Annotated in this window: 8 protein-coding genes; 3 read left to right on the forward strand and 5 right to left on the reverse strand. The window is 64.5% G+C overall.

Going from position 1 to position 12825, the window contains the following annotated elements; genetic code table 11:
• Positions 1-21: 21 nt before the first annotated feature.
• Positions 22-1437, reverse strand: a complete 1416-nt coding sequence (locus C2L66_RS28470) for a DUF1254 domain-containing protein (protein WP_060604909.1) — start codon at positions 1435-1437, stop codon at positions 22-24.
• Positions 1438-2620: 1183 nt separating this feature from the next.
• Here C2L66_RS28470 and C2L66_RS28475 point away from each other — a divergent pair.
• Positions 2621-5158: a heavy metal translocating P-type ATPase gene (locus C2L66_RS28475; RefSeq protein ID WP_060604906.1), complete on the forward strand. Its 2538-nt coding sequence runs from the start codon at positions 2621-2623 to the stop codon at positions 5156-5158.
• Between the two features lie 141 nt (positions 5159-5299).
• The gene (locus C2L66_RS28480) at positions 5300-7270 is read left to right on the forward strand and encodes a methyl-accepting chemotaxis protein (RefSeq protein ID WP_054933399.1); all 1971 of its coding nucleotides are present in this window, start codon (positions 5300-5302) and stop codon (positions 7268-7270) included.
• An 854-nt stretch (positions 7271-8124) separates the two neighbouring features.
• Here C2L66_RS28480 and C2L66_RS28485 read toward each other — a convergent pair.
• The gene (locus tag C2L66_RS28485) at positions 8125-8802 is read right to left on the reverse strand and encodes a glutathione S-transferase family protein (RefSeq protein ID WP_054933397.1); all 678 of its coding nucleotides are present in this window, start codon (positions 8800-8802) and stop codon (positions 8125-8127) included.
• A 224-nt stretch (positions 8803-9026) separates the two neighbouring features.
• Between C2L66_RS28485 and C2L66_RS28490 the strand changes: the two genes are divergently transcribed.
• Positions 9027-10409, forward strand: a complete 1383-nt coding sequence (locus C2L66_RS28490; RefSeq protein WP_060604903.1) for a polyhydroxyalkanoate depolymerase — start codon at positions 9027-9029, stop codon at positions 10407-10409.
• A 27-nt stretch (positions 10410-10436) separates the two neighbouring features.
• Here C2L66_RS28490 and C2L66_RS28495 read toward each other — a convergent pair whose 3' ends face one another.
• The 3 genes from C2L66_RS28495 to C2L66_RS28505 form a co-directional block, all read right to left on the reverse strand.
• Positions 10437-11051, reverse strand: coding sequence for a flavin reductase family protein (locus tag C2L66_RS28495; RefSeq protein WP_060604900.1), 615 nt, complete (start codon positions 11049-11051; stop codon positions 10437-10439).
• A 41-nt stretch (positions 11052-11092) separates the two neighbouring features.
• Entirely contained in the window at positions 11093-12022 is a 930-nt protein-coding gene (locus C2L66_RS28500; RefSeq protein ID WP_176056939.1) for a 3-hydroxyacyl-CoA dehydrogenase family protein, read from the reverse strand.
• Between the two features lie 171 nt (positions 12023-12193).
• On the reverse strand, positions 12194-12484 hold the full coding sequence (locus C2L66_RS28505) for a hypothetical protein (protein ID WP_060604897.1): 291 nt from the start codon (positions 12482-12484) through the stop codon (positions 12194-12196).
• Positions 12485-12825 lie beyond the last annotated feature (341 nt).

Consider the following 12825-nt stretch of genomic DNA (forward strand, 5'->3'; position numbering starts at 1 on the left):
TGCGGCGGACACGTGCTGCGCTTATTGACGCACGACGGCGGGCGGCTGCCAGGTGCCGTCGCTGGCTTCGGGCTTTGGCGCGTAGAGGCGCAGCACGAGCTGGAAATCGCCGCGCGGCGCGGGCAGCCAGTTGGACGCCTTGCGCGGTTTCGCCGACGACACCGTCACGTCGATCGAGCCGTCGCGGTTGCGCCGCACGCCCGCCTTGTCGCCGACGGATGCGCGTGCCGGCGAGCTGTCGCCGAGCGCGCCGTCCTTCGTGTACGCGGTGATCGACCAGAAGCCGCGCACGGGCGGCACCTGATTCGGCTCGAAGTGCACCACGTAGCGGTTGGCGCCGTTCAACGCGTGGCCGTCGCTGTCGAGCGCGACGTTACCGCGCACTTCGTCGTCCTTCGTGCCGATGCCCGGCTGCGCGTACGACGCATACGCGCGCAGCGCGTAGTCGGGACCGTAGTTGCCGACGCCGTCGCCGAACCAGCTCCAGCCGTTGGCCGTCAGCATGTTGGTGGGCGGCGTCGCGACGCGCGCGCGGCCGTCTGCGAGACCACCGGCGATCGCGTCGCTGGCCGACCGGGGCAGTTCGACGGCTTCGTCGGGCTTCACGCCGAGGTCGGCGAGAAACTTCAGCGCGTGCGGGTCGGCGGGAGACGGCGGGTTGTCGGGCAGCAGCCGCGCGACGCGGTCGAAATAGCCTTTCGCGTCGAGCGCGGCGACCTGCTCGGCGGGCGTGCCGGAGACGCTTGCGTCGGGGGGCATGGTGCGCGGCGCGACGGACGCCGCCGAGGCATCGCCCGTATAGACGGACAGCGGCACCACGCGAATGCCGCGCTGCAACTTGCGCACGGCCGTCAGGTCGCGCGCGCCGTTCGACTGGATGCGCACGTCGAGCCAGACATTGCGCGTCGGCGCGTCGATACGCTTCACGCCCTTGGGCAGATCGCCCTTCCAGTCGGGCTTTGCGAAGGCCACGGTCTGCGCCTTGATGCCCGACACGCGTGAAGCGCCCTGCTGTTCTGCCGACCACAGCACGTTGGTCCACATATCGAGCGCACGCGCATCCATATAGCGGCCCGCCGACGTTGGCAGCGACACGATTACGGGTTCGTCGCCGACGTCGAGCCACGCGGTCGAATCGAGGGTATCGATGCCGGGCGTGGGCGGATTATGCGCGCCGACGGGCGGCAGCGCGGACGCGTGACGCAGCGTATTGACGGGTGCCTGACCGGGACCCGTGCCGACGGCGGCGTCGCGCGCCGCGCCCATCAGCACGAGCGGATAGGCAAACACATAGGAGTCGGCGACCTCGTCCTTGATCCAGCCCGTGGGTTTGGGCGTCACGATGGGAGTGGACGCGCAACCGGTGAGAAAAGCGATGCCCGCGAGCGCCGTGCAGGCGAGTTGAAACGAAAACGTTTCTCGGCGATTTTTTATCATTCGATGAACCGCGGTCCTGGATGTCACATGCCTGAGCCAGGACGAGCCCGGTCCGCCGCCGAGCCCCCGCCCGCGCTGGACTTGCCGAATTGTCCTGACATTCCTTTTCTGACAACGCGTTTTAACTTATCCGCGTCGCGGGGGCAAGTTAATGTGAGTGTTCGTCGCGGTTTTGAGGTGCTGTCTTCGGGTTGGGTGTTGTTTGTTGGTTTTTTTGTGTTTTTGTTTGATTGTTTTGTGGTGGGGGGCGTGAGGGCGCGGGCTACGCCGGTCGGGGTTTTTTGCTTTTGCGCTGGCATTCGTGATTTGCCTTTTTGCTGGCATGCGTGAATTGCCTTTTCGCGGGCATCCGCGATTTGCCTTTTCGCGGGCATCCGCGATTCGTTAGCTCGCTTCACGCGTCGCCCCTGTGCGGGGCGGCACCTACTTTTCTTTGCCGCCGCAAAGAAAAGTAGGCAAAAGAAAGCGGCTCACACCGCCAATTCTTGACGTTTACCCACGGGCCCCCAACGTCCCCACCCTTCACACACCAGCGCCTTGGTTGGTGCCCGTTGCCAACGCTTCGAACAAACGCCTCACCCGCTTCAATTACCCCTACCCGGGCCAGCGGCAGCGAATGGTATGGGCCGCCCAGGTGGCAAACTGTGTGTAGGTTGTCGCGTCGTATAGCTTGGCGCTCTTACCGGGTGGGACGCGTGCGCTATCGGTCTGGAGTGTAGCGTGTGGAGCACCGAGGGCCGACACACAGTTTGCCACCTGGGCGGCGGCGGACTGTCTGGCAAGGCGTGCTGCGACGCGGACGCATGAAGCGGGTGAGGCGTCCGGAGAGAGCGTTGGCAACGCAGGTGAACAGGTGCGCTGCCGTGTGAAGCGTGGGGACGTTGGGGGCCCGTGGGCAAACGTCAAAGGCTTGCGGTGTGAGCCGCTTTCTTTTGCCTACTTTTCTTTGCGGCGGCAAAGAAAAGTAGGTGCCGCCCCGCACAGGGGCGACGCTTGAAGCGAGCTAACAATTCGCGGATGCCATCGAAAGCAAAAGCAATTCGCGGATGCCAGCGAAAACGCAAAGACAAAAGGAAAAAAGAAAAAAGCAAAAGCAAAAAATCCCCTTGACCTTCCCATCATGGGAACCCCGATACTGCCTCCAACGATACGCAATAGCGCAAAAAACGGGAGCCTCCCAGCCATGACCGAACTCGCACCACCCCGCACCGGCGACACATCCCGCCCGTCGGCATCGTCGGAACTCGACATTCAGGGCATGACATGCGCGTCCTGCGCGCTGCGCGTCGAGAAAGCGCTCGCAAAAGTACCGGGCGTCGCGCGCGCAAGCGTGAATCTTGCCACCGAAAAAGCAACCGTCGATGCCGACGCATCCGTCACCACCGATACCCTCGTCAACGCCGTCCGCAAGGCAGGCTACGACGCACAGCCGCTGAACGGCGCGCCGCCACCCGACAGCAACGCCCAGTCGACAGCCGAACTCGCCATCGGCGGCATGACCTGCGCGGCCTGCTCCGGACGCGTCGAAAAAGCGCTCGCGCGGATTCCCGGAGTGACCTCCGCGTCCGTCAATCTCGCCACCGAAAAAGCAACCGTCACCACCAACGGCGCAGTCGGCGTCGATCAGTTGATCGCGGCCGTCACGAAGGCCGGCTATCACGCGACGCCCCTCTCCACCGACGACGCAACCCCCGCCGCCACCGAAGACAAGGACGCCGCCGCCCGCGCCGCCGTGCGCCGCGAACTCGGCGCGGTCGTGATCTGCGCGCTGCTGACGCTGCCGCTCATCCTGCCGATGCTCGCGGAACCGCTCGGCCTGCACGCGATGCTGTCCGCCACGCCGCAACTCGCGCTCGCCACCATCGTCCAGTTCGTGTTCGGCGCGCGCTTCTACCGCGCCGCATGGAAAGCCGTGCGCGCGGGCGCGGGCAATATGGATCTGCTGGTCGCGCTCGGTACGTCGGCGGCTTATGGCGTGAGCGTCTACCAGATGGCGCTGCATCCCGGCGACACCATGCATCTGTACTTCGAAGCGTCGGCTGTCGTGATTACGCTGGTGCGCTTCGGCAAGTGGCTCGAAGCGCGCGCCAGGCGCCAGACCACCGACGCGATCCGTGCGCTCAATGCGCTGCGTCCCGACCGCGCGCGCATCGTGGTCGGCAAGGAAGAGCACGAGGTGCCGCTCGCGCAAGTGCGCACCGGCATGCTCGTCGCGGTGCGGCCGGGCGAGCGCGTGCCCGTCGACGGCACGGTGCTGCAAGGCCGCACGCATATCGACGAATCGCTGATCACGGGCGAAAGCCTGCCCGTGCCGAAGCAGCAGGACGACCGCGTGACGGCGGGGTCGATCAACGGCGAAGGCGCGATCATCGTGAAGACGACGGCCATCGGCGCCGAGACCACGCTCGCCCGCATCATCCGGCTAGTCGAAACGGCGCAGGCGGAGAAAGCCCCGATCCAGCGGCTGGTCGACCGCGTCAGCGAAATTTTCGTTCCCGTCATTCTGGCTGTCGCGCTCGTCACGCTGGCCGGCTGGCTGATCGCCGGACACAGCGCCGAAACGGCGATTCTCAACGCGGTCGCCGTGCTGGTGATCGCCTGCCCGTGCGCGCTCGGCCTCGCGACGCCGACCGCGATCATGGCGGGCACAGGTGTGGCCGCGCGTCACGGCGTGCTGATCAAGGACGCGCAGGCGCTCGAAATCGCGCATCAGGTCCGCGTCGTGGCGTTCGACAAGACGGGCACCCTGACAGTCGGCCAGCCATCCGTAACGGCGTTCCAGGCGGCGGATGGCGTGGACCGCCAACACGCGCTGGCGCTCGCGGCGGCCGTGCAGCGGCATAGCGAGCATCCGCTCGCGAAAGCCGTCCTGAAAGCCTTCGAAGCGGAGGGCAACGGCGCCACGCCGCCCGCCGCCGGCGACGCGCGCGCGGTCGCGGGGCGCGGCGTGGAAGCGGATATCGACGGCGAGACGTTCGCCATCGGCAGCAGCCGCTGGCTGGGCGAACTGGGCGTCGTGCCGTCGCCCGCCCTCGCCCGCCGCGCGCAGCAACTCGAAGCGCAAGGCAACACGGTGTCGTGGCTGATCGGGCGCGGCAAGACGGGCGCGCAAATGAGCGTGGAAGCGGGCACGCCAGCGGGTCGACAGGCCCAGGCGCTCGCGCTGATCGCCTTCGGCGACACACTCAAGCCGGGCGCGCGCGCCGCGATCGAACGGCTGTCGCGCATGGGCGTGACGAGCGCGCTGGTGACGGGCGACAACGAAGGCAGCGCGAACAGCGTCGCCGCCGCGCTGGGCATCGACGAAGTGCACGCGCAGGTCCTGCCGTCCGACAAGGCGCGCGTCGTGCACGACCTGAAGATCCGCACGTCAAGCGTGGTCGCGATGGCGGGCGACGGCATCAACGACGCCCCCGCCCTCGCCGCCGCCGACATCGGCATCGCGATGGCGACGGGCACCGACGTCGCGATGCACGCGGCCGGCATCACGCTGATGCGGGGCGACCCGGCGCTGGTCGCCGATGCAATCGACATCTCGCGCCGCACGTGGCGCAAGATCCAGCAGAACCTGTTCTGGGCGTTCGTGTACAACCTGATCGGCATTCCGCTCGCCGCGTTCGGGCTGCTGAACCCGATGATCGCGGGTGCGGCAATGGCGTTCTCGAGCGTGAGTGTCGTGACGAACGCGTTGCTACTACGAACCTGGCGTTCTTCGCATTGATCTGAGTCAACACTCTAGCTTTCAAAATTAAAGGAAAACGTTTGGCGTGCCGTTAACAGGTTTCAGGCTGCCGTTTCGGTGTCGCGTGCCTTGGCGCGCGACACAACGGAGCAGCTTCAATCCCGTTACCTGCAGACCCTCATGGACATCCTTTCATTGCGCCGCGCCAGCGTGGGCGCCAGGCTCGCCATGCTCTCGTGCGCGCTGGTGGCCGTCATTTTTGCCGCCTTCACGTTCGCCTTGACCCGCACGGCGGGCACGCTGATCAGCGATCAGGTGCTGTCGCGCATCACCGAGAAAGACCGGTCGATTGCCGCGATGATCTCGCTGTTCGACAAGGCGCTCACAGCCGAAGTGGGCCGTTCGATGACGCTGTTCGCGAGTTTCCTGCCGCCCGGCTACGCGCTCGACGAGACGCAGAAGATCGACATTGCCGGCACGCCGACGCCCGTCTTCAAGGCGGGCGACAAAGTGCTGAACAACGACTTCTCGATTCCCGACCAGTTTCTTGCGCAAAGCGGCGCCATCGCGACGATCTTCGCGCGCACGGGCGACGACTTCGTGCGCGTGACGACCTCGCTGAAAAAGCAGGACGGCTCGCGCGCGATCGGCACGCTGCTCGACCGCAAGGGCCCCGCCTACGGCCCCGTCGCGGGCAACAAGACCTTCACGGGACTCGCGACGCTGTTCGGCAAGCGCTATATCACGCAGTACCGGCCGATCACCGATGCCAGCGGCAAGGTAATCGGCGCGCTGTTCGTCGGTGTCGACGTGGATGCGCAGATCAAGTCGGTCGAAGACGGCATCCGTCAGCTGAAGATCGGCGACACGGGCTATTACTTCGTGTTGAATGCGTCGAACGGCGCGGAGCGCGGCAAGCTGCTGGTGCATCCGGCCGCTGCCGGTCAGGCAGGCGACGAGAGCGCCGCGCCGTACAAGCGCATGCTCGACGAAAAGGAAGGGCAGATCGAATACTCGAGCGCGGAAGCGGCGCTGGGCGAGACGGGTGCGCGAGACAAGTTCGTGTCGTTCGTCACCGTGCCGGAATGGGGCTGGCTGGTAGGCGGCGTCGCGAAGCGCGACGAAGTGATGGCCGACGTGATCGCCACGCGCAACCGCTTCATCCTGATTGGTTTCGTGCTGGTCGGGTTGTTCGCCGTCGTGTTCCTGATCGCCGTGCGCCGGCTGGTGTCGCGCCCGCTCGACGAAGCGGCGAAGGCTTCGGAGCGCTTTGCATCGGGCGATCTGAGCGTGCGCGTTTCGGCGAGCCACGAACGGCGAGCCGATGAAATCGGCCGCCTGATGCAGGCCATCGACGGCATCGGCGAGGGGCTTGCGCGGATCGTCACACAGGTGCGCAGCGCGTCGGCGGATATGACGGAAGGCACCGCGAAGATCGCTGCGGGCAGCGGCGAGATCGCGTCGCGGATCGGCACGCAGGCCGCGAGCCTCGAAGAGACGGCGGCGAGCATGCAGCAGATCACGTCGACGGTACAGCAGAACGCCGGTCACGCGGCACAGGCGAACACGCTGGTATCGGGCGCATCGGAAGCAGCTCTCGACGGCGGCCGCGCGGTCGAGCGGGTCGTCTCGACGATGGGCGAGATCAGCCAGTCGTCGAAGAAGATCGCCGATATCACGACGGTCATCGAGGGCATCGCGTTCCAGACCAATATCCTCGCGTTGAACGCTGCCGTCGAAGCGGCGCGCGCGGGCGAGCACGGCAAGGGGTTCGCGGTGGTTGCATCGGAGGTGCGTGCGCTTGCGCAGCGCAGCGCGGCGGCGGCCAAGGAGATCGAAGGCGTGATTGCCGAATCGACGGCGACGGTGTCGAGTGGCTTCCGCATTGCCGAGGAAGCGAGCACGACGATGCGCTCGATCGTCGAGCGGGTTGGGCAGGTGCAGACGATTATTGGCGAAATCAGCGTTGCTTCGAAGGAGCAGTCGAGCGGGATCGAGCAGGTGAATACGGCCGTCACGCAGATTGGGGAAGTGACGCAGCAGAATGCCGCGCTCGTTAGTGATGCCGAGCAGGCAGCTGCTGATCTGAGCGCGCAGGCTGACAAGCTGGCAGAGGTTGTTTCTGTGTTTAAGTTGGGCGGGCAGGATTAGGTTTTTTTTGGTCTGCGACGCTGGGTGGGGTGGTTGATTTTGCGCTTGCATCCGCGGATTGCTTTTGCTTTTGCTTTCGCTTTCGCTTTCGCCTTCGCTTTCGCTTTCGCGGGCATCCGCGAATTGTTAGCGCGCTTCTCGCGTCGCCCCTGTGCGGGGCGGCACCTACTTTTCTTTGCCGCCGCAAAGAAAAGTAGGCAAAAGAAAGCGGCTCACACCGCCAGCCTTTGACGTTTGCCCACGGGCCCCCAACGTCCCCACACTTCACACCCCAGTGCCCTAGTCGGTGCGCGTTGCCAGCGCGCCGAATAAGCGCCTCACCCGCTTCGAATACCCGTACCCGGGCAAGCGCCAGCGAATGGTATGTGCCGCCCAGGTGGCAAACTGTGTGTAGGTTTTCCCGACGTACACGTTAGCGCTCTTACAGGGTGGAGCGCGTGCTCAATCGGTCTGGAGTGAAGCATGTGGAGCACCGAGGGCCGACACACAGTTTGCCACCTGGGCGGCCGTGGACTGTCTGGTGAGGCATGCTGAAACGCGGGTGCGTGAAGCGGGTGAGGCGCTCAGCAAGAGCGCTGGCAACGACCATCAATTAGCAAGTTGCCGTGTGAAGCGTGGGGACGTTGGGGGCCCGTGGATAAGAACATGGGCTGGCGGTGTGAGCCGCTTTCTTTTGCCTACTTTTCTTTGCGGCGGCAAAGAAAAGTAGGTGCCGCCCCGCACAGGGGCGACGCGTGAAGCACGCTAACAATTCGCGGATGCCCGCGAAAGCAAAAGCAAAAGCAAAAGCAAAAGCAAATCACGGCCGCCAGCGTAAAGCAAAAAACCAAACCCAAAAACCAAACCAAAAAAACCTAAAACTCAACATCAAGCTCGTCGATCTCATCGACTTCCAGTTGCGCTTCAGCAATCCACATCTGCATCTCAGGCATCGCCAAAATCCTCTGCCCATACGCAACGATATCCGGATCGAGCTGCACATCATAGGTAACAAATCGCGTAACAACAGGCGCATACATCGCATCCGCAGCGCTGCGCTCGCCAAACAGATACGGCCCGCCATACTCCCCCAAACACTCGCGCCAGATCGTCACGATCCGATCAATATCGGACTGCGCCCGCGCCCACACCTTAAACCCCGGAAAGTGCGCTTTCAGATTCATCGGCAACGCCGAGCGCAACGACCCGAACCCCGAATGCATCTCACCGCATATCGCCCGGCAATGCGCGCGCGCCTTACGATCCCTGGGCAACAGCCCAGCCTCGGGCCGCACTTCGTTCAGATATTCGGCGATAGCCAACGTGTCCCATACCTTGATCCCGTCATGCACGAGACACGGCACGAGAATTGAAGGCGACAGCAGCAGCAACTCAGCCCGCGCAGCGGGATCATCAACAGGCATCACGATCTCGTCGAACGGCAAGCCGCTGAACTTCGCCAGCAACCAGCCGCGCAGAGACCACGAGGAATAGTTGCGGCTGCTGATCGTCAGCGTGCTGGTAGCCGTCGTGTCAGCCGTCGGATTTGGCATGTCTCGCTCCACAGAAGATCATCGCGGCGCTTTCGCAGCATCGCGATGCACGATGCCGGGCATATTCGCACCAATTCGCGGCATAACCGGCACCTTACGGAATGGCGCGCAAGGGCTATGCCAATGCATCGCGGCAGCAGGGCTATTCCGCCGCCGCCGCGTTCGGCTCTATTGGCATATGACTTGCCTGTCATTGGCCCAGGTTCTCATCTCTTGCGAAAGCCATGAATCCGCTCGCTTATCCGGCGTACCAGGCGTTCGCCAACTTCATGCTGCCCTTGCGCCACGGCGCATCGCTCGTGCAGGGCGCCCTCGACGCGTGGCCCGAGTATGCCGCCACGCCACCCGGCCGGACGCTGCGCGCATCGGCCGAATTGCTGACGCTCGCGGGCCTCACCCACGTGCGGCCGCCTTTCGGTATCGGCAGCGTCGAGGTCGAAGGGCAAGCCGTCGATGTGATCGAAGAAGTCGCGCAGTCGACACCCTTCTGTTCACTGCTGCATTTCCGCAAGCACGCGTCGTTCGACGTGCCGCAGCCGCGCGTGCTGGTGATCGCGCCGATGTCGGGCCACTTCGCTACGCTGCTGCGCGGCACGGTCCGCACGATGCTCGCCGAGCACGATGTCTACATCACCGACTGGCACAACCCGCGCGATGTGCCGCTTTCGGCGGGTCGCTTCGGCTTCGACGAGTTCGTGCAGCACGTGATCGACTTCACGGACACGATCGGCCAGGGCACGCATCTGCTCGCCGTCTGTCAGCCAACCGTCGCCGCGCTCGCCGCCGTCGCGCTGATGGCCGCCGACGACCATCCCGCACAGCCCGCCAGCATGACGCTGATGGCCGGCCCGATCGACACGCGCGTCAACCCCACGCGCGTGAACGAGCTCGCGAAGAGCAAGCCGATCGAATGGTTCGAACGGAATCTGATCAGCGCAGTGCCGTTCGGATTTCAGGGCGCGTTCCGGCGTGTCTATCCGGGTTTCGTGCAACTGAACGCGTTCATGTCGATGAATCTCGAACGGCACCTGGAGTCGTTCGAAACGATGTATCACGAGCGCTCGAAGGGCGACCCGGAAAAGGCGGAAGCGATCCGCGCCTTCTACGAAGAATACTTCGCGACGATGGACCTGACGGCGGACTTCTACCTCGAAACCGTCGATACCGTGTTTCAGCGGCACGCATTGCCGCTGCACGAACTGGAAGTGCGAGGGCGGCGCGTGGAGCCGTCGAAGATTCGCCGCACCGCGCTCTTCACCGTGGAAGGCGAGCGCGACGACATCTGCGCCGTCGGCCAGACGCTCGCGGCGCAGGATCTGTGCGACAGGTTACGGCCGTATCTGAAGACGCATCATGTGCAGACGGGCGTTGGGCACTATGGCGTGTTCAACGGGCAGCGCTGGGAACGGCAGATTTATCCGCGCATCCGCGCCGTGATTCACGACAACGAGCCGCGTGCCGTGCCCGTCGTCACGCGCGGCGCGCAGGCGTCGCTGACGCTCGCGCCGGCGGCGGCTTCGAGCGCGACGGTGCCGGCAGGCACGACGCCCGCCGCCACGGAAGCGGCCGACGTCGATCTGGCTTCCGATGAGCCCGCCACCGAATGAGCTTGGTGGCGCGCCTCAGTCAAGGCATCACGACGTCGGACGAAACATCTGGAACATCTCGCCGATCTGCGCATAGTCGGCACGATAGCCCGCGCGCATGATCGGCTGCGCGGCGTGCGTGTCGAACAGGCCATCCTTCAGATACGCGTTCTGGATGTGCACGCCGACCACCTGTCCGAGCGCGAGCCAGTTGCCCATCGGCTTGCCGCTCAGATCGTGCAGCTGCACGATTTGCAGCAATTTGCATTCGAGCGCAGCCGGCGATTCGCCGACATGCGGCACCGACACGTTGCGCCCCGCCACGGGCGTGAGCCCGGACAACTGGAATTCGTCGACGTTCGCCGCAACGGGCGCGGATGTGCGGTTCATCTGCTCGGCGAGCGGACGCGTCGCCAGATTCCAGACGAACTCGCGCGTCTCTTCGATATTGCGGATGCTGTCCTTGCGGCCTTCGCTGGCAAAGCCGATGATCGACGGGAATGTCGAAAATGCGCCGAAGAAGCTGTACGGCGCGAGATTCAATTGACCGCTCGCCGCACGCGTCGAGACCCAGCCGATCAGCCTCGGCGCGACGATCGCCTTGAACGGGTCGTGAGGCAGGCCGTGGCCGCTGGCAGGATCGTAGAAATAGACGTCGGACATGTATCGCTCTCGTTGTGATTGACCGTGCGCGTTCGCGCCGTTCAGTTCTGACCGTTTCCCTGGATCACGCGCTTGCGGCCCGCCTTGACCTTCGCGGTCTGCGCATCGTCCCAGTCGTAAAAGCCCGCGCCGCTGCGCACGCCGACGCGCCCCGCCTGCACGTGCTCGCGCAGCAGATCGAGCACGTCTTCGTCTTTGGCAAGCGCCGGCATCAGGTGCGTGCTGATATCGACGAAGGTATCGAGGCCGCCCATGTCCGCACCTTCGAACGGCCCGACGATGCCCCAGCGCTTGCCGAGCGAGGCCTTCATCACGCGGTCGACGACATCCGGCGTCGCCGCGCCCGAGCGCACGATGTTCAGCGCTTCGCGCAGCACCGCGAATTGCAGCCGGTTGCCCACGAAGCCCGGAATCGCTTTCGACAGCACGACGGGTTCCATGCCGATCGCGTGCATCAACGTGACTGTCGTGTCGATTGCGTGCTGCGCGGTGTCGCGGCCCGGCACGACTTCGACGAGCGGAATCATGTGCGGCGGATTCCAGAAGTGCGCGATCAAAAAGCGTTCCGGCGCGCGCAGCGGCGCGGTCAACTGCTCGGGCGGAAAGCCGCTCGTGTTGCTGGCGAGGATCGCGTCGTCGCGCAGCACTCCGTTCAACTGCGCGTAGAGGCGATGCTTCAGGTCGAGCACTTCGGGAATCGCCTCGATCACGATATGCGCGTCCGCCATGGCGTCGAGCGTGGCGCTCGTTTCAATGCGCGACAGCGCGTCGTCTTTTGCCTGTCCGTCGATGCGCCCTGCGTCGATCAGTTCGTCGAGCACGGCGCCCGCTTTGAGCGCGACGCTTTCGAGCCGCGCCGCATCGACGTCGTGGACGATCGTCCTGTGTCCGTGCAGCGCGCTTTGCGTCGCAATGCCGACGCCCATCAATCCCGTTCCCACTACGCCTACGACTGGCTTGCTCAACCCCATTCCCCGTCTGATGTGTTGTCCATTCAAGCTCACAAGCATAGCGCAGCGGGCATTTTTCCGACGCCGGATACGACAGGGCCGGCGCGCTCTTGCGAGCGGCCGGCCCTGCGGTTGCGTCCTTCACTGTCCTTCGCACAGCGTTGGCGGCGTGAAGCGTGACGTCAAACCGTATTAATAACGCGGCGGCGGCGGACGATGGTCGCGGTCATGGTACGGGCCGCGATCGTGCGGATGGTGACGCATCCATTCGTCATGCGCCCAATAGCGGTGGCCGTCATAGTAACGGTCGCCGTGCCAGCCAATGTTGACGTGCACGCCCACCGGCATCATGTGCGGCTGCTCATAAACAGGCGGCGTGTGGACGGGCGCGTATTGCGCAAAGGCGCTGCCTGCGCCAAGCAGTGCGCCGCCAGCGATCAGCGCGGCGACGATCGAACGCGAAGTCTTCTTGATGGCATTCATGGCTATTCTCCCTTTCGAGTTTCGTTGCGAGCGACGGCTGGATCGACCGGGACGGTCTCGAGATTCGCCGTTCGCTTGAGACCCACTTTAGCCGCGCAGACCATTGACAGACGTGAGGACTTGTAAGCGCACATTTCATACGACACAGGCGGCAGGTGCGGGCTCGTAAGAGGATTTGCCGTGTTTTCGGAAGGATGTGCGGGGTTTGGCTATGCGCGATGGATCAGCGCCCGCGGAACCGCTGTTACATTCATTTCGGCGTGGAAATAATAGGCCGGTGATTACGACGGTCCGCGCAACGATGGGAGCGTCGTTGTTCGAGGCTTATGGTTTTTCAGGGG

This window comes from Paraburkholderia caribensis, assembly GCF_002902945.1.
GTDB lineage: Bacteria > Pseudomonadota > Gammaproteobacteria > Burkholderiales > Burkholderiaceae > Paraburkholderia > Paraburkholderia caribensis.